The sequence below is a fragment of the Carboxylicivirga taeanensis genome (assembly GCF_051851475.1).
Taxonomy (GTDB): Bacteria; Bacteroidota; Bacteroidia; order Bacteroidales; family Marinilabiliaceae; genus Carboxylicivirga; species Carboxylicivirga taeanensis.
Genome location: NZ_JBPUSJ010000004.1, coordinates 1 through 18933, shown reverse-complemented (window position 1 = coordinate 18933; position 18933 = coordinate 1). Strand labels below are relative to the sequence as shown.

General features: G+C 42.0%; 17 protein-coding genes. 7 read left to right on the top strand and 10 right to left on the bottom strand.

Translation table 11 applies throughout. From position 1 onward, the window contains the following. Positions 1–38 precede the first annotated feature (38 nt). Positions 39–1382 (bottom strand): PKD domain-containing protein, encoded by a 1344-nt coding sequence (locus ACSX1H_RS07435; protein WP_439183212.1) that lies wholly within the window; start codon positions 1380–1382, stop codon positions 39–41. A gap of 641 nt (positions 1383–2023) precedes the next feature. After that, on the bottom strand, positions 2024–3451 hold the full coding sequence (locus tag ACSX1H_RS07430) for an ATP-dependent DNA helicase (protein WP_439183211.1): 1428 nt from the start codon (positions 3449–3451) through the stop codon (positions 2024–2026). An 89-nt stretch (positions 3452–3540) separates the two neighbouring features. Between ACSX1H_RS07430 and ACSX1H_RS07425 the strand changes: the two genes are divergently transcribed. The 3 genes from ACSX1H_RS07425 to ACSX1H_RS07415 are packed head-to-tail and all read left to right on the top strand — an operon-like array spanning position 3541 to position 5568. After that, entirely contained in the window at positions 3541–4173 is a 633-nt protein-coding gene (locus tag ACSX1H_RS07425) for a hypothetical protein (protein WP_439183210.1), read from the top strand. Between the two features lie 4 nt (positions 4174–4177). Beyond that, on the top strand, positions 4178–5032 hold the full coding sequence (locus ACSX1H_RS07420) for a DUF3822 family protein (RefSeq protein ID WP_439183209.1): 855 nt from the start codon (positions 4178–4180) through the stop codon (positions 5030–5032). Continuing rightward, the gene (locus ACSX1H_RS07415) at positions 5023–5568 is read left to right on the top strand and encodes an RsmD family RNA methyltransferase (RefSeq protein ID WP_439183208.1); all 546 of its coding nucleotides are present in this window, start codon (positions 5023–5025) and stop codon (positions 5566–5568) included. Before ACSX1H_RS07420 ends, ACSX1H_RS07415 begins: the two co-directional genes overlap by 10 nt. Before the next feature lie 36 nt (positions 5569–5604). Here ACSX1H_RS07415 and ACSX1H_RS07410 read toward each other — a convergent pair whose 3' ends face one another. The 5 genes from ACSX1H_RS07410 to ACSX1H_RS07390 all read right to left on the bottom strand — a co-directional run bounded on the left by ACSX1H_RS07410 (position 5605) and on the right by ACSX1H_RS07390 (position 11985). Then, a complete protein-coding gene (locus ACSX1H_RS07410) occupies positions 5605–6711 on the bottom strand; it encodes a methyl-accepting chemotaxis protein (RefSeq protein ID WP_439183207.1) in 1107 nt (368 codons plus the stop codon). A 466-nt stretch (positions 6712–7177) separates the two neighbouring features. Beyond that, positions 7178–8728: a beta-N-acetylhexosaminidase gene (locus ACSX1H_RS07405; protein WP_439183206.1), complete on the bottom strand. Its 1551-nt coding sequence runs from the start codon at positions 8726–8728 to the stop codon at positions 7178–7180. 293 nt (positions 8729–9021) lie between these two features. Further along, positions 9022–10185 (bottom strand): DUF819 family protein, encoded by a 1164-nt coding sequence (locus ACSX1H_RS07400; protein ID WP_439183205.1) that lies wholly within the window; start codon positions 10183–10185, stop codon positions 9022–9024. 39 nt (positions 10186–10224) lie between these two features. After that, positions 10225–11028: an MBL fold metallo-hydrolase gene (locus ACSX1H_RS07395; protein ID WP_439183204.1), complete on the bottom strand. Its 804-nt coding sequence runs from the start codon at positions 11026–11028 to the stop codon at positions 10225–10227. A 297-nt stretch (positions 11029–11325) separates the two neighbouring features. Continuing rightward, positions 11326–11985: a B3/B4 domain-containing protein gene (locus tag ACSX1H_RS07390; RefSeq protein ID WP_439183203.1), complete on the bottom strand. Its 660-nt coding sequence runs from the start codon at positions 11983–11985 to the stop codon at positions 11326–11328. Between the two features lie 312 nt (positions 11986–12297). On the opposite strand from ACSX1H_RS07390, the gene ACSX1H_RS07385 reads away from it, so the two are divergent. From ACSX1H_RS07385 to ACSX1H_RS07370, 4 genes are all read left to right on the top strand, one after another. Further along, positions 12298–12975 (top strand): HAD family hydrolase, encoded by a 678-nt coding sequence (locus ACSX1H_RS07385; protein ID WP_439183202.1) that lies wholly within the window; start codon positions 12298–12300, stop codon positions 12973–12975. Next, a complete protein-coding gene (locus ACSX1H_RS07380; protein WP_439183201.1) occupies positions 12968–13426 on the top strand; it encodes a hypothetical protein in 459 nt (152 codons plus the stop codon). The genes ACSX1H_RS07385 and ACSX1H_RS07380 overlap by 8 nt, the downstream gene beginning before the upstream one ends. A 56-nt stretch (positions 13427–13482) precedes the next feature. Next, complete coding sequence (locus ACSX1H_RS07375; RefSeq protein ID WP_439183200.1) at positions 13483–14094, top strand: leucine-rich repeat domain-containing protein; 612 nt, start codon at positions 13483–13485, stop codon at positions 14092–14094. An 83-nt stretch (positions 14095–14177) separates the two neighbouring features. Then, the gene (locus tag ACSX1H_RS07370) at positions 14178–15053 is read left to right on the top strand and encodes a ChaN family lipoprotein (RefSeq protein ID WP_439183199.1); all 876 of its coding nucleotides are present in this window, start codon (positions 14178–14180) and stop codon (positions 15051–15053) included. Between the two features lie 85 nt (positions 15054–15138). Here ACSX1H_RS07370 and ACSX1H_RS07365 read toward each other — a convergent pair whose 3' ends face one another. The 3 genes from ACSX1H_RS07365 to ACSX1H_RS07355 all read right to left on the bottom strand — a co-directional run. After that, entirely contained in the window at positions 15139–17340 is a 2202-nt protein-coding gene (locus ACSX1H_RS07365; protein WP_439183198.1) for an OmpA family protein, read from the bottom strand. A 20-nt stretch (positions 17341–17360) separates the two neighbouring features. Continuing rightward, entirely contained in the window at positions 17361–18305 is a 945-nt protein-coding gene (locus ACSX1H_RS07360; RefSeq protein ID WP_439183197.1) for a PorP/SprF family type IX secretion system membrane protein, read from the bottom strand. Between the two features lie 31 nt (positions 18306–18336). After that, on the bottom strand, positions 18337–18933 hold a 597-nt coding region (locus ACSX1H_RS07355), incomplete at its 5' end, for a T9SS type B sorting domain-containing protein (RefSeq protein WP_439183196.1).

Below are 18933 nucleotides of genomic sequence, written 5' to 3'. Positions count from 1 at the left end.
AATGATGCAGCATCTACTCATTCCTACCATATCATCATCTACTTTGCTGCTTTTTGTACTTTTATATCGCAGAGGATATAGGATTCAGCTCCTTGCTCCATACACGCCTTAACTTTGATTGCACCTCTGCGTCCTTCACTGGTCTGAAACAAAACAATATGAGGCAGGCCAGCTGAAGTAAACTCCTTTCGTCCGCCATCCGTATCCCTAATCGTTAACAGCTTTAGGGGCTCGTCATTGACCATTTGATCAAAATCAGACACTGTAAAATTCACCAACGGGTCATTGTCCTGCCGGTTAACCACAATGGTTTGTTTAGCATTAGGTATTGGATCAAATACGGTTGTTTGCACCCTATGTGGACTTACAAACTGATTGAATGAAAAGTTGGAGTTTAAGCCAAAATAAGCCAAGTCAATATCACTGCCAGTGATATCATCTACCTGCCCTCTTGTATATACCTGGCGAGTTGTGGTGGAATAAAAACAACCGATGGAACTATGTGCTGAGTTTATCCCCAATTTAACATCTTTAAATATGCGTAGATTAGAATCGTGGTACACTTCAAAACTTTTTGTCACTTCTTGTTGCTCCTTACCATTATCTGCAACCAGGCGTATCGCCACCTTTCCTGCAACAGGAAAGGTTACTTTTGGGGCCTCGTCGGTACTGGATAAAATATTGGCTCCTGCTAAATACCATTGATAGTGAGTGGCGCTTATGCTTTTGTTTTGCAACTGTATGCTAACAGGGGCCTGATAATCATCATCCGCGAAATCAACCTGCCAATCAAAATCAGCCTTTATGTGTGGCAAAACTGTAATTTGCTTACTAATAGAATGATTCTCAACCCCATTTGAGGCATTTAATGTAAGCGTGTACTCACCTGGTAAAGCAAATGAAATTAAAGGAGGTTCCGCACCCGAATAAGATTCAATATTCCCTCCTTGTAGCTCCCAGTGGAATTGAGTTAAACCGACACACTTATTGATAATCTTAATTTCGGCAGGAGGGTAAGCATTCTCCATTATTTCAATATCAAAGTCAAGTTGCACGGTTTCATAGAATTTTAGTTGAATTGCCGTGTCCTTTTGACTCCCATATTGATTTTTTGCAACCAGAGAAATGGTGTATTCACCAGCTGTATTAAAGTTTATAATTCCAGGATTCTTATCAGTTGATACTGTTGGCTCCCCCCCTTCAAAACTCCACTGCCAACTGTCGGCTCCAATAGTAGAATTGGTAATCTTTAACGTCGAAGGCACCGTATAGTCCTCGTCTTCAACTTCGAAATGACAATCCATTCGAATAGGCACAGCTTGCTCCTTGGTACAGGCAAGCAACAGCATATTGCACAACAACACAAGTAGGTATTTTTTCATACAAAGGGGATTTGGCTTAAGAGAGAATTATAAATTTGGTTAATATTTTATTGAATGTGGTGAATGCAGATTTAGGAATATATGGTTTACTATTCAGGTTTTTTAGTTCATTTTGGTCTTTACAATCAACGATGCTTATACTCTATAAAATAAGTAGCTGTATTTACAAATATCGTAAATAGACAACTCCTCAATCTATGATGAAGATATACAGTTTTTCTAAAAAAAAGTTTCGTCTAAATAAATTATCTGTTAATCAGGAAAGCAAACACAAACAGATATTCCCCTAGCCGAGGGGACTTCAGAATCGAATAATAGCAAATACATTAGTGTAATTTATAATCATTATACACTACATACACACCTTTATACAATGCAAACCCTAATTAACTAAATAATACACTTCTCACAGAATATTCTACCGCACAAATAAAAGATGATGCCTTGTATTGATACAATTGATATATAATATTACGATATATATTTATAATGTTATGAACGTGCCATGGCCTCTGGCTTATTGTTTTGTAGAAGCATAGATATTTTATTCGACACGCTATCGAATTACACACCGGTTGATTTGAACCTAGCAAAGTAAGTTACAACTTATCAACCAGCGTATTCAACGATAAAAAAATACGTTAATCCTCAAAAAATTCATCTTTAAAATTAACCAGATAAACACGTTCCGTCGCACGTGTAATAGCAGTATAAAGCCACCTGAAATAGCTGTTGCCTAATTGCTCTTCCGGCACATACCCCTGATCTATAAATACCGCTTTCCACTGTCCGCCCTGAGATTTATGGCAAGTCATGGCATAGGCATACTTCACTTGCAAAGCGTTGTAGTATGGGTTCTCCTTTACTTTTTCATACTTCTTCCTTTGGGATTTTTCATCCTGATAGTCGTCCAGCACGTTATAAAAAAACTTCTCCTGCTCATCCCGCGAAAATCCTGCAGTATCGGTATGCAAGGCGTCTAATAGTATTTTCACATCCACCTCCAGATGCTCATAATCGGTAAATCGTAAAGTCACATTGGCAAAGCGCCTGTCGTACAATTCCTCATAACCGTTGATGCGCATCACTTCGGCAATATCACCATTGGCAATAAAATCCGCCTCCTTATTATCCTTTAGCCAATGGTAATTGTTCTTCATTATTAATAAATGGTCTGTTACGGTCAGTTCTTCTTCCCGGTAGAGGATACTGCCACGAATTCCTTTATTAAACAGGTTGGCCCGTTTATTCGATCGACAAACAACCAAGGTTTCGTCCAGGCCATAATTCTCCTGACACCAGGTAAGCTCATCAATAAGTTCCTCGCCATTGATCCGCTTAAAATCGGGATAGCCCTTGGTCTCCAGCCCGGGATAGCCAATGTCCCCCATTCCTCCTTCATCCAGTAAAAAACGAAGTTTCGTAGCATTATATAAGATCCCGCTATCGGCCTCCTGACGCACTACCTCTGAGAGAAAGAACTCATTCACATGGAGCCCCATGCTTTCGAGGTATAGCTTATCCAGAGCCGGACTCTCTTCAAATCCCACCGGGGGCAACTGGGCTACATCACCTATTATTACCAGCTTACATTGCTCATTACTGAACACAAAATTTAAAAGGTCCTCGAGTAAGTTTCCACTACCAAAGAGCGTGTGCTCCATACTACGATTTGAAATCATTGAAGCTTCATCCACTATAAAAACTGCATTTCTGGCCTTATTATAGTTGAGTTGAAAGGAACCAAAATCATCGGCAGCCGATTGACGTCGATAGATGAGTTTATGAATAGTATAAGCGGGTTGATGGGCATAGCTGCTAAGAACTTTCGCCGCTCTTCCGGTTGGTGCCATCAGCTGGCAAGGCAGTTTCAATTCGGCCAGTACTTCAGTAAAGGCCCTCATCAGCGAGGTTTTACCCGTACCAGCGTACCCTTTAATAAGGCATACGGAAGATGCCGTTTCATCCATAATAAAGGTACCCAGGCCATCGATTAACTGCTGCTGCGAAGCTGTTGGTTCAAAGATAAACTTATCGCGAATTAAGGTTGATATATGATTATTTAGCATTTTTAATGTAGATAAAAGCTATTTGAAAACCGTAATATGATTTTTTTTTTAAATTTGTGCATTCAAACTAAAACAAAAATCCGAAGATAATGAAAACAGTAATTCAGATTGTTCTTACGATTGCAATTATCGCGTTAGGTTATTATTGTGTTGAAAGTATAAATAAGCCAATCCGTTTTCAAGAGCAGCAAGCTTTAAGACAAGCTGCCAACGTTGAAAAGCTGATTTATATCCGTGATGCACAGGTAGCCTACAAATCTGTTTATAATAAGTATACAGGTAACTTCGATACATTGATCAACTTCATCAAGAATGACTCTCTTCCTTTAGTGAAAAAAGAGGGTAGTTTAACTGATAGCATGCGTGAGGCAGGTATGACTGAGCTGAAAGCTTTAGCATTGGGTATTATTAGTCGTGATACCATTCGTGTAAGTGTGAAAGACTCTTTATTCCCTGCAAGGTACCATGTTGATTCGTTAAAATACATTCCATATATCGGTGGAGATAAAACGTACGAAATGGGTGCAGGTACTGTAGAAACTGGTTCTGGTGTGAAGGTACAGGTGTTTGAGGCAAAAGTGCACAACAACATCTACCTGGCAGGATTGGAAGCTCAGGAAATTATTAACCTGAACGACAAGACCGAGAAATTGGAAAGATACCCGGGTCTTAAGGTAGGTTCCTTAGAAGCTGCAAACAATAACGCCGGTAACTGGGAATAATTATATGACCAAGACATACGTTGTAGATCAGTCGTTTGATACGAGCATCACAACATCCTATTTTTTGTCCATCCGATCCTCATCGGGTGGACTTTCTTTTTGTGTGCTCGATCCGGTTACCAATACCTACATTGCCTTTGCGAATGTTCCTTTCACCGACACGAGTAAAGACAACATCAAAACACAGGAGGTCCTGTTGAGAGAGGAATTGTTGCAGCTACCTTATAAGAAAGTGTTTTTCTTGTATGAGTCCCCTAAGTCAACACTCATTCCTACGGCTCTTTATGATCCTATCAAACACAAGGAGCTCTATCACCTGAACCATTCTGCTGACGAGGAGCAAATAGAAATTAAGGCACAAAAGATTAAAATGGCCGATGCCTGGAATTTATTTGCCATGCCACAGTTTATGTATCATCTGGTGAAAACCCAATTTGAAAGTGTTGATTTTTTTCAGCACTATTCGCCTTTTGTCGAGTCGTGCTTAATAGCCAGCCAGCAGCGTAAGCAGGAAGCGGTGATGCACATCGGTGTTCATGATAAGTTTTTTGATTTATTGGTGATAAAGGATCGAAAAATGAGCTTATGCAACTCCTATGCCTACAGCAACATTAACGATTTTCTTTACTTTGTGCTTTTTACCTTTGAACAATTAAAGCTGGAGGCTGAAAACACCAATGTGCTAATGCATGGCATCCATGATAAGCAAAGCCCTCTTTACAAAGAACTAAAAAATTACCTGCGACAGACAAAACTCGCAACGCCAACGCCTCATTTTAAGTTTAGCAACGGCATGCGTATTAAGGAAAACGAGAAGCTACAGTTTCATAATTTATTTAACCTGGCCATATGCGTGTAATAAGTGGTTTTTTAAAAGGCAGACGCTTTTCTCCGCCTAAAAGTTTTTCTGCCCGCCCAACAACAGACATAGCACGGGAGAGTTTATTCAATGTGCTTACCAACCGGGTAGACTTTGAAGAGCTGTCGGTATTGGATTTATTTGGCGGAACAGGCAGTATATCTTACGAGTTTGCCTCAAGAGGCTGCAGAGACATCACAACGGTTGAGCTCAACTACAAGCATTACAGCTTTATTAAGTCGATGCTGAAAGAATTTGATCTGAGTACTGAAATAAAGCTCATTAAGGCTGATGTTTTTAAGTACATACAAAAATGCAACGCTCAATACGATTTAGTATTTGCCGATCCTCCATTTGATTTAAAAGACTTTGATAGCATTCCCAATCGCTTTTTCGAAAATAACCTGCTTAAAGAAGATGGGGTCTTCATTTTAGAGCACTCCGACAAAAAGAATTTTGCCGAGCACCCTAATTTTACCGAAGTCAAGAAGTATGGAAAGGTTCATTTCTCATTCTTCTCAACGAATAACGGCTAGTTTTCACCTGAAGATTCCCAAAATTACAATAGCCGTTTAAAACTTAAAGAATGCGATAGACTGTTTTAGGCTTTCAGCCTGCCCCGTCAGCTCCTCCGAATTAGCAGCCAGCTCTTCCGCCGCTGCGGCATTTTGTTGAGTGGTGGTATTGAGTTGTTGTATAGCCCCGTTCACTTGGTCTACCCCGCTGTTTTGCTCATAACTGGCTGCTGCAATGTTCTGCACCAAATTCGCGGTTTTTTCAACTTGTGGCATCATTTCCTGAAGCAGTGAATTGGCCCTCTCTGTCTGTTGGCGAGTCGAGTCGGCCATCAGAGTGATATCGTCAGCTGCCAGCTTACTGTTTTCGGCCAGTTTACGCACCTCAGCCGCCACAACGGCAAATCCTCTGCCCATATCCCCTGCCCGTGCAGCTTCAACCGCTGCATTTAAGGCTAAAATATTAGTTTGCGTGGCAATTTCATTAATTACTCTTACCTTTTCTGAAATATTGCTGACAGCCCTATAGCTATCATCAGACACATCGGATACATTTTGAATACGTACCGATGACTCTTTGGCGATACTTGAGGTTTGATTGGCATTATCGGTATTGCTGGCCACATTACCAGCTATTTCTTCAATGGTTGTAGAGATTTCTTCCAAGGATGAAGCCTGCTCTGCTGAGCCAGACGACAACTCTTCGGCGGTAACATTTAATTTATGACTGGCCTGCAGTAACAATTCCGCTCCTCCGTTAATATCCTGCAACACCTGCCTTAGCTTATCAGACAGTTTCTTGAGCGAATTATTTAATACACCCAGCTCATCCTTTGAATCAAGCTCCTTTACATCAATGTTAAGCTGACCATTAGACATGCTTTCAAGCTCATTGATAGCCCGTTCAAGTGGCTTGCGAAGTACCCTGTTGATATAAACAAACACGCCTACCCCAACAAGCACATTAACAGGAGTCACAATGTACGTGAGATAAGCCCCACCAAAAAACTTGGCTGTTGTAGTTAATGTCACAAAAATCACAAACAAAACGGTAATCAAACTAAAGCGGAACATGATTGATTTTTTGAAAATCAACTTTAATATTACAACAGCTATAGGTAGTGTTACCAACGTTTTAATCACTTCAATCATTACCTCACTCATAAAACTTTCTTCCTTATATAGTTAAAATTCACACACAGCAAGTACCGGTGACACATTTTATTCATGTGAAAATCCTAACACTTATTTTAATGGTTAATGACTTTCCTCAGCAGGTACAACCTCCAGTTGAACAATCCAACAGGTTGATTACCTCATATCTATACTTTGTAAATACGCCTGCCCATCGGCTTGCTCAATGGCCCCAGTCCCTTGCTTAAAACAAATTCAGTATCGCATTACGCAATTGAAAGGAGAAAGTTTGCCTAAAACCTCCCTATACTCGGAAAAAGAACATGACATTTGACACGCTGCCCATATGAAGTGAACCAAAATGGTTTGAAATAATAATTGATGGCCGTGCCTATTGGTTGGAGGAGGGTTCGCACCATCAAAAAAATGACCAGTCCCGTCATCTTTTACTAGACTCTGGAACTGGTCAACAACTTTTATATTATTAGGCACTTTACTAGTCCATTACCCACGGTATTTGTTGCGACTGATAAAAGTTGACTTCTAAATCTTTTAAAACCTTTCCGTGCTGAGCCAAACGCTTTTTGAAACTTTCCCAATTTAAGTGAGAGGCTGGTGACCACCCGATTTCGGCGTGACCAATTAAACGAGGAAATGTGAGGTATTCAATGTCATCAAGCGTTTCCACTGTTTCGGTCCAAAGTGGTGATTCTATACCCAGAATATGTTCATTATCTATCCCTTCAATGAGTTTAGCTGGGTACCAATTGTACGATTGATCCATTTCAATCAGACCTGCCCAAGCCAACCCGATGTACGTAGTCGAATCGTATTTCATATCCAAATAGGTCCGCTTCGACGGCGATAAGAGCACTTTAGCACCTTTTTCAGCACCTAAACTGGCATTTTTATCCTTAGCCCAATACTGTACAATGTCTTCAGCATTGACATCGGCATGTGCGATTTCATCCCACCCAATCATTGTTTTATTATGTTTCTTAACAATTTCCTTGGTGCGATTTATGAAGTACACATAATCATCATCTTCAGTTACGTGTGACTCATCGCCACCGATGTGCAAATAGGGACCTTCAGTCAGCGCCGCCATCTCACGGATCACATCATCCACAAACTGATAGGTCACTTCTTTACGCGTAGCCAATGTACTGAACCCCACTTTAGTGCCGGTATACAATTCTGCTTTCTTCTTATTCCCATTTAACTCAGGATAAGCCACCACAGCCGCATTGGTATGCCCTGGCATATCAATCTCCGGCACCACGGTTATAAAACGCTCGCTGGCATAACGAACAATATCCTTGAATTGCTCCTGTGTGTAAAAACCACCTTCGCCACCGCCTACTTGGGTACTTCCACCCACAGTAGTCAGCTTAGGCCACGATTTGATTTCAATACGCCAGCCCTGATCATCTGTTAAATGCAGGTGCAAAACGTTGATTTTATACATAGCCGCTAAATCAATCACTCTTTTCACATCATCAACCGAGAAAAAGTGACGGGCTACATCCAGCATCATACCACGGTAGGCATATTGCGGGTAATCAATAATTTTTCCGGAAGGAATAAGCCACATAGTCTGGTTTTCGCCACCTTTAACAAGACTTTGAATCAGTGTTTGTACACCTCTGAACAAGCCTTCAGGTGCATTCGCACTTAACTCAACCTTTCTTTCGCCTATCGCTAACGAATACCCTTCACTATTTTTTGTGCTTTCGTCGGTATTTAGATGGAGGTATATTCCTTTGGCGGGCGCCTGATCCACTTCTGTAACAGCAAGCTGAATACCAGTGGTTCGCACTAACTCACTGGCCAGACTCTGAGCTACCAGCTTTACCCCACCATTTCCTTCATTAATAAAAATTTCAGCCTTCTCTGTTAACTGAAATGAACTTCCATCGGCAGTTAACTCTACCGGAACAGGAATCAGGTTGGCTTTGGACAAATCGGCAGGAATTGGCTGATGGCACGAAACTCCCAGCTGCATTAAAAGCGCTACAGCAATTGCTGTCATTACATTTCTACTCATTGTAATTATTTTAGTTTATCGGTTTTTGAGCGTACTCATGACTTCCCTTAAGAAACATAAGTACAGAGTCAAATATACACAATTCGATGAAATTGGCCCTGCTAAAGGATTGATCATTCAGGCAAACTGTAAAAATTCAACCCATCCGATAAGGTTGCTAAATCTGGAAATTTGAACTCCCAAAATTGACATCAGTTTTACATCTCTAACAAACCTCAATAATCATCAACAATACACCGTTACCAAGCGGTTTTTTCCAGACAGAAATACCTGTTAAACCTATCCTTTGTCGACTAGGTTAGCGCTATGGCAATGCTAACGCCAATAAATGTGCCAATTACATAGCCTAAAATCCCCACCAGAATAGCCGGTGTCACCATACGCTTTTGACCCAATGAAGCAGCCATAGGTGCTGCCACCGAAGGCCCCATGATATTAGCTGCCGAAGCTACAATAACATCATACACATTAAGCTTGAATAACCGGGCCGTTGCCATAAGAAAGAGAAAATGAAACACCATAATAATCAGGTAAAACAAGAGCAGAGATGGCCCAACCTTTAACACCTCATAGATATTTGTTGAAGCACCAATAACCGCTAAAAATGCATACATCATCCACAAGCCAATGCTAAAAGAAGTGTTTTCCAAAGGCTTTAAACGTGCCGGAAAAAGGTTAGCTACCAATAACGCCAACAGTGTAATCAGCAAAATGCTCAAATTTAACTCTGTGCCAATTATCTGCTGAATAAACGGTGCAAGCCAGCCACCTAATGCAGCAATGCCAATGGCCAGAAACAATGCAACAGCTATTCGTTCCATGGTGACAGGAGCCTGCTCGCCCTGTTCTGTACTTTCATCTGTATTCTCCACAATTGTTGGACTCCAGAAGCGCTTTAAAAAAGCCAAAGCAGGAACCAGGAATAAAAACAACACATACAAATTAGCAGCGAAATTATCCACCGCGATGGTTGCCGAAAAATAGGGATTAGTACTGAAATTTAAAGTCTCTCCGGTAGCTACAAAGTTGATGCTTCCTCCAACAAGCGTAGCGGCTATCACACCGGCTGTATTGCCGGCATCATCTCCCAAGTCGATGATAAAAAAGGCAATAAAACAGCCAATCACCACGCCAATAGCTCCAATCACAAAAGCAACCAGCAGTTTGCCACTCTCCTTAATAATCTTGACAATGTTAGAGCTCAATAAAAGGAGTGGAATGGAAATAGGAATAAAATAATCAAATACCATATCATAGACAGGTACCGAAACAGCGGTACCGGAACCAACCGGTACGATACCGGCCATAGCCAGCAACGACATGGAAATCATGGTCACCAGGATGCCCGACACTTTGCCGAACCACTTTTTATGCTCCGCCCAAATGCCAAAAGCGGCCGCTGCCACCACCAGGGTTAATACAATAAAATGCTGATCTGCACTAATTAATGAATTCATAAAGTATTGATTATACGATTAGATGTGTGTGTTTATACATTAAAAGTTAAGGCTGAGCTGCTCCTCGCCTACACTTACTATCTCAGATGGCGCATACCTGTTAGTTGGTAATATGGTATAACGTTCGTTGAGATGCTCAAATGCTTTCTGAGCCAGTTCAACCCGGTTATTATCAGCCGAAATATGTGACAGGAAAATTGTTGACAAAGAAGTACCCGACAGTTGCTCAACCAGTTCAACAGCTTGTCGGTTACTGAGGTGTCCGTGATCCGATTTAACTCGCTGCTTCAGGTAGTAAGGATAAGGCCCATCCTCCAAAAGTTGCTCATCATAATTACTTTCCAAAAACACAACATCACATTGCTGCAAGTGTGCTTTTACATTTTGGCAAGCCGCGCCAATGTCGGTCATTACCCCTATACTCATGCCTTCCACTTCGATACGAAAACTACAAGGATCCACCGCATCATGCTGTTTAGCAAATGCATGTACCTTAAAAGCTCCTGCTTGAACAGTATCACCAGCCTTAAACACATGTGCTGTTTGGGGGTGATAATTGCGATGGGCCTTGTTCAGTGTCTCCTTTGTGAGATACGCATCAATGCCATGCATGTCGCATAAAACACGCAAGCCCCGAATGTGGTCGGAATGCTCGTGAGAGATAAAAACGGCCTTCACCCTGGAAATATCCAGTCGCAGTTCTTTCATTCGTTTCATAATCTGACGACGCGAAATGCCGGCATCGACTAATACTGCTTCTGTCTCTGTTCCTATATAATAGCAATTACCATTACTTCCGGAGGCTATTGCACAAACTTTTACCATGTATCGTTTCAAGCTCACTGCTGATGGCTAACTTTTAATTAGCTCTTTCAGCCGGGTTATTAATTCTAATCAACGGTCTAAAACAAGACCTATATTTTAAACTTGGCAGCGGTCAAACATTGAACTAATATGACTTTAGTAGCCTGGAAGCAGATTTTATCTGCTACAAACCAGCTATACTATACCCCACATTTTTACCGTTGATGTATACCAAAAATTCAAAATAATAAAACAGTGCTTGGGTGCTAAAAGCCACTGGCTATGGGAGAACACAATTTCTTCTGCCAAAAAGTCTGCTGCATCCAACCATCTGTTTTATTCAACTATCAATCGCTCCAGTTCTTCACCTTGAGCATACTGCTTTAGTAAGGCTACGGTTTCATCCAATGCCTTATTAAGAACCGCTTTCCCTTCAAAACCGATAATCACCATCATAAACCTTACGGTCTTTTCGGTCACCATGGTGCGTGTTGAATCACTAGTTGGGTTCCCAAAGGCACCTGCAGCATCTCTGAAAACAGGCAAGTTTTCAATATTAAGCAGCCCACGACCAATGCCTTCATAAGGTTCATCTTTGGCCCCAATACCCATACTCACGTCACCATTTATTTGATCGTAATCGTACCCACAGATAGAAAATCCGGTTTTAACAGAAATCAAGTTAAGGATATCCACTACATTATAGATATGATAAAGCCCTTTACCATTTGCTACTCGTCGCAGTAAGGCTTCTGCAGCCGGCCGGTATCGGTTGGGGTCCTTTCCAAGCAGCCTGTAAGCATTTTTATTGGCTTTTACAGTAGACAACTCACGAATGGTTTGCGGCGTATGCTGCTTTTCCAACTCACAAACCTCGTTATCTAACAAAGCTAGCAGTTCCGAACTTGACTCTGTTACCCCTACCTGAGCAACGATGGCTCCCAATAACAAATCGGGTAGTTTCGTCTTTAATATACTATCAATTGTAATGGTCATAAGGCAAAAATTACTGCAAAATAAATAAAAAAATACGGCCTATAAAGGACAAATTTTTATAATTACGTCAAGCAGCAAGCGCTTCGTTCTTTCTTACACCAAAAATATGAAACCATTGCACCCCCGCTCCTCCACTCTTCTGTTCTTCTGATAATAGCCTAAATTATATCAAAGCGCCTCATCACCTGATCCCAGAAGACCGACTTTCATGATGCCTTCGCTCAAAGTAGCTGGGAAGTCAATCGTTATTTATGTGCTCTATTCTATGAATCCATTTGTAAAACATGTTACTTTGGCTACAAATTTTATTTAATGGACCATTTAAAAGAAATAGGTGCAATCTTTTTTGACATGGATGGTGTACTGTATGACTCCATGCGCAACCACGAATATACCTGGATACATAGTCTTAAAGAATATGGAATTGACTTTTTGCCGGAAGAAGCCTATTTGAACGAAGGACGCACGGGCTATTCAACCATTCGAATTGCCTTTGAAAAATACCTGCACCGCCCGCCAACAGCAGAGGAAGAGAAAGAGGTATATGCCCTTAAAACCCGCTTGATGGGCAAGCAACCTAAAGCTCCCGTTTTGCCGAAAATGCAGGAGTTAATTAAATTCTTAAAAAAGCAAAACATCAAGGTGTTTGTGGTAACCGGTTCGAGACAGCCGTTACTGGTTGATAAACTAAAAGAGCATTTTGGTATTGAAGCGAGCCACATCATTAGTGGGGCCGATGTGACCAATGGTAAGCCCCACCCCGAACCCTATCTCAAAGCGTGGGAGCGCAGTACCCTCAAAAAAGAAGCTTGTGTGGTTATTGAAAATGCACCTCTGGGAGTGGAAGCAGCCAAAGCAGTCGGGCTATACACGATTGCTGTGAACACAGGAAAACTGAACGACAGCGTATTACGCGATGCAGGAGCCGATGAGCTATTTTCGGATACGACCTCATTATTTCATAGCTTAACCAACCGTTACCATGAGTAAACAAACGCTTAAAGCAGAGCTGGTAGCAGCGCTTAACCAGCTCGTTGAGCAAAAGGAAAGCGCCCTTCTACTGGCAATTGATGATGTTTTAGAGTCGATGCAAAATGATACCAAGAGCAGTGCCGGAGATAAGTTTGAAACCGGCCGGGAGATGATGCAAATTGAACTGAACAATAAGAGAGCCCAATTAAATCATGTGTTGCGCCTAAAAAGAGACCTGCAGCAGATTGACGTACATGCAATCAAAAACAAAGTGGAGTTTGGCAGCATCGTACAAGCCAATAATGGGTTCTATTTTCTATCGGTGCCCTTAGGAAAAGTGGTGATCAACAAAACAACCTACCTGGCAGTATCATTGGCGTCCCCAATCGGTCAGGCTCTAAAAGGCCATCAGGTACACGACACTATTTCATTTAACAAGCAAACACTAACGATCGCAGCCATTTATTAATCGCAGCATACGAGCTTTTAAAACTCTTTATTACCTTCGCGTAAATACTGGCCCATATGCATGACCTAGCTATCATAGAGCAACTCAACAAGCAGCTGCAACGACCGATAAAACAAGTGAAAGCCATTACCTGGATTACCAAAGGTTATGTTGTAAACGAACAGCAGCATGTTACGCACCTAAGTCTGTTCCGTTGCCGGTTAAAGCAATTGCCCGAAGAGCTTTTTCAGCTCCAACACCTCACCTATCTTGATATACGCGAAAACAAGCTCGATAAGCTCCCTGCCGAGATCAAGCATCTGAAGGCGCTAAATTACCTCGATGCTCGCCTTAACGGGCTCCATGCTCTGCCTCAATCCATGGCCTCCCTGGGGCAACTGGAGAAACTTTATCTGGGGCAGAATCAATTCACAGCTGTACCTTCGGTTATTGCCTCACTCACTAACCTGCAGCTGATTGACCTAACCGATAACCAGATTACCGAAGGATGCATGCACCTGCTGAAGGCTGTTCGGCTCAGAAACATCTACCTGAACAACAACCAGCTATCTGATTTTCCATTCGACAAAATTAAGAACAGGCAATTTTCAGAGGTCAACCTGACGGAAAACCGCTTGAGTGAACGGCCAGAAGGCATCGACCAAAAAATTGAACGACTCTTCCTTTAGGCAGTCCCACAACATCCTTTCTCAAACTTTGTTTACTGGTTAATTGTTAGGCAACAAGTATTGCTCATTAAACCCAACAATCCATGAAACAGACTGTTCTATTCTTGCTTTGTATTTCAGCCTTGCTATTCAGCTCGTTTAAACCCCACAAGCCAGCCTACCAGCTCTACGGAGCAAATGGCAAACAGGTATCCTATAAAAAAATGCTAAAAGATCTGGCCGGAGCAGATATCATGCTGTTTGGCGAATACCACAATAACCCCATAGCACACTGGCTCCAGGTGGAAGTAACAAAAGCACTTTACAATGCTCAAGATGGCCAAATAACCATGGGAGCCGAAATGTTTGAATCAGATAATCAACTCATCATAGACGAGTATTTACAAGGATTAATTTCGAAAGAAAAGTTTGAAGCCGAATGCCGGCTGTGGCCTAACTACCCTACCGATTATGAGCCACTCATTCGCTTTGCCAAGGACTCCGCAATACAGTTTGTTGCCAGTAATATTCCCCGACGATACGCTGCTTTGGTTCACAAACGGGGCATTGACAAACTGAATGATTTAAGTGATGAAGCAAAGCGATATATGGCGCCACTGCCAATTGCCTTTGACCCTGATTCGGTGCTGATACAAAAGATGGGAAACATGGGCATGATGGGTAAAAGTGCCTTATCCATTGCCAAGGCACAGGCAATTAAAGATGCTACTATGGCGTGGTTTATCACCCAAAACCACACACAGGGCCAACTCTTTATCCATTACAATGGTAGTTTTCATTCCGATGATGACGGTGGTATCAGAAAGTATCTGGCCATTTACCGTCCCCAACTCACTGTTAAAACAATTACAACGGTTTCGCAGTCTCAAATTGATCACCTGGATGAAGACTACCTGAACAAAGCAGATTATATTATTTGTGTGCCTGATAACATGACTAAAACCTATGTCGGGCGATAACCCCGACCGTCTGCCTTTCTAAAAAACAAGTCCGGGCACTACCTAAATGCCCGGGCGCTTTTTTATTGCTTCTGAATATTAATCTCTACATCTCAATAATCGTCACTTCAGAACGCCGGTTGGCCTGATGCTCAGCTTCACTGCAGGGCACACCATCTGCACAGCGGTTCTTCAGGCGCGTTTCGCCATAGCCTTTAGCCTTTATGCGCGTTGGATCAATGCCCCTATCAAGCATATACTGCACGGCCGATTCGGCGCGCCGCTGTGACAATAGCTGATTTGAGCTGCGTGAACCTCGCGCATCGGTATGAGAACCCAGTTCTATTTTAATGCTGGGGTTATCATTCAGGAATTCAATCATATCATCGAGCTCGGTTGCCGCATCCTGGCGTATGTGCCATTTCCCCAAATCATAAAGTATTTCAATTTCAATACTCTTACCAATCTCCGCCTTTTGCATTTCAAGTTCCAAAAACTCATTTACATTCACATAACCCGTATCAATGCCAAGCGTAGAATACGGCATACGTTTGGTAAAGTGAGCTTTTTTAGTGAACACCAAATCATAGTTGGTATCAGGCTCTAATCTGGCTTTAAACACACCCTGCTCACTACTAATCACCTCCTTACTTACACCATTAGCGGACTGAACCACAACAGTTACCTCGGGTATGGGAAGCATATCAGGCAATAAGTAAACACAGCCATAGATACCATATACCGGAAGAGGAATCAGCTCCATCTGATGCTCGGTTATCACCTCTGAAACATCTACCAACTCCTGATAAGGATGATACTCAGACGCCTCAACAGCTAAAGCCAGCTCTGTGGTTTCAAGTGGCAATCGGGTTTCAATCATCCCATTTGTATCCGATACCAGGGTATCAAGCACTTCACCTTGACTATCCTTAATCAGAATAGGCGTGTTAGCAATAACCTGCTGCGTATACTTATCCAACAGTCTGCTTCTGAACTGCTTCTCAAAACTAACGGCATTAAGTATGGTGAACCGGTAGATATCATCATCCCCTTTTCCACCTTCCCGGTTGGAGGCAAAGTAGCCGCTGGGGCTATCTTCTTCGAGGTACAGACTAAAGTCATCTTTTGCAGAATTGATGGGATATCCCATGTTTTGCACCATATATGTTCCATTACACAGCACAGCCACAAACAGGTCGAGACCACCTAATCCTAAATGCCCATTGGATGAAAAATAGAGTTTACCCTCGCCATCAATAAACGGAAACATCTCGTCCCCTTCTGTATTAACATCAGCGCCTAAATTGACAGGCTCTGCCCATCCGGTTTCGGTACGATCTGCATACCAGATATCAGAAGCTCCATAGCCACCTTCACGATCGGATGCAAAATATATTCGCTGCCCATCTTTATCTAAAAAAGCATGTCCGCTAGAAGAGTTTTCCTGATTAAATGGCAAATCAACAGGCTTGCTCCAGCTGCCATCCATTTGCCGGGTGCATACCATTAACTTCAGATGATTTGTTCCGCCCACGCCCTTTTTACCCAGCAAGCTATTGAAAGTATTGCGGGTAATGTACAATTCAGTGCCATCTGCATTGGCACAAACAGGCCCATCGTGATACATGGACTTTAAGTTGGTTGAGAATAATTCGGCTGAACCATGTTTTTTGCCCTTAATGTTTGCCGAAAAAATATTCAAATACGGTGTTTCTTTCCACGCATACTCACGCCGGATAACAACATCGATATCGCGTGCCGAAGCAAACAGCACCTTATCATCCAATACAAAAGCACCGAAGTCTGATTCCTTTGAGTTAAAGTCAAGCTCTTCAATTTGATACCGTTCTTTAGCTAAAATAGTCTCAATCACCGGCAAAGAATTATTTTGCTTCACGGCCCGTGAGTCATTTTTATTTTCTACAAGGTATTTAGCCATAAAGTCATCTGCCTGGGCATATTTACCGTTGTACTTTAAGGCCTGCGCATAAAAAAACAAATCGTCGCCGGTGAGGTGCGCATCGGCAATGGAAGCATAAACCTGTTCGGCCTCCAGCGGCTTATTGATTTTTAGATAGGCCTGTGCCAATTGTCCTTTAATCGAATCTGCGAGATATCCTTTTTGATAGATGGGTTCGAAACGCCTGATTGCTTTTGTATAAGCCAGATTTTGGTAGGCTTTTTCTGCCTGCCCCACCCGAAACTCATTAATCAGGCTATCCAGAGAATTTTTATAGGTCTGCGACTGCGCGCCTGTAGTCAGCATCAACATGCTGATTATGTATAACACTGTTCGTATCTTCATCATTTTCAGAATTCTGGATTTAACTAGAAATACCTTGGTGACTTCACTTTATTTTTCAGGAACCCATCAAAATCATAACTCAAAATAATCTCGTGACTACCATTGTTGTAGTTATTGAGTTCTGATACGGTAAAATCATAGGAGTAGCCCACCATTAACTGCCGGCTCAACTTGATATTACCAATAAGCGCTACAGCATCGCCAACCCGATAAGTGGCTCCCAGCCAATAGGTCTCCTTGATCAAAAACTGAGCCGTCACGTCCATTGATGGCGGAGCACCACTAACCATCTTTGTTATCAAAGAAGGCTTAAATTTTAGGTGCTCATTTACATCGAATATATATCCTCCCATCAGAAAAAAATGCTGTTTTAAATCGCTCAATGCTCCATAAGTTGACTGGTCACCACTCAGCTCCGTCTTAATTAGCTTTGGAACCGAAGCCCCGATGTAGTATTTATCGGTATAGAGATAGAGCCCCAGCCCTGCATTGGGCTGAAAACGTTGCTCTACATCACTCATAAAGGCATTATCGGCATCAGCACCAACGTTGAGGCTACTGAGGTTGACATAGTAATTATAAATACCACCTTTGATGCCCATCGAAAGAGTCAGTTCATCACTCAATTGAACACGGTAAGCATAATTCACATTGATGTAATAGTTATTTACCGGGCCATGGTTATCGGAAACTACCGATAATCCAAGTCCCATCTTATAGTTGTTTAATGGCGTATGCATCGTGAAATCGTAGGTACGTGGGGCACCTGCCATACCAGTCCATTGCATGCGCGAAAGCAAAAGCAAATTCATGGCATTACGTGTGCCCGCATATGCAGGATTTACAGATACGGTATTGAACATGTACTGCGTATAAAGAGGTTCCTGCTGCGCACTTGTGTTAGCAGAAATTAACAGCAAGAGGAAAGTACTTAAAACAACTAGTATATTTTTAATTGATCGCTTCATTTCGTTAAATTTTCAATTTCTTACTGTTAAACTATCGGTTCAAATAAATATACCCCTGCATTTTTTCACCAGTATCATCAATGGTAATAATGTAATAGTAGGTTCCAACCGGTAAGTCATCTCCAATCGTAAAACCAACATTAGAAACGCCATTCCAGTCGTTTGCATACTTATCCTTACGGTATACCACGTTCCCCCAGCGATTAAAGAACTCCACCTTCACTTTGTTGTATTTGTGCAACCATTCAATTACATAGGTATCATTTACCCCATCGCCGTTGGGTGAGAAGCCTTCAAGAAGCACGTGTTCGTTTGCTCCTTCCAATACTGTTATTGTAACCGATGCCTGATTGCACTGCTGAGGTTCACCCGTATCACACACTTCATAAACAAAGCTATCTGTCCCATAATAACCTTCATTTGGCGTATAGGTATACGTGCCATCGGAATGAATTTCCAAGTGACCATGCTGGGTATTAACAATAGGAATCATGTTAATTACCAGCTCATCACCATCCGGATCACTATCGTTGTCCAACAGGCTAGCGCCATTCAATACACCATTCTCCTGAACATCGGCAGCATCATCCACTGCCACTGGTGCCGCATTTACACCATGAACGGTAAT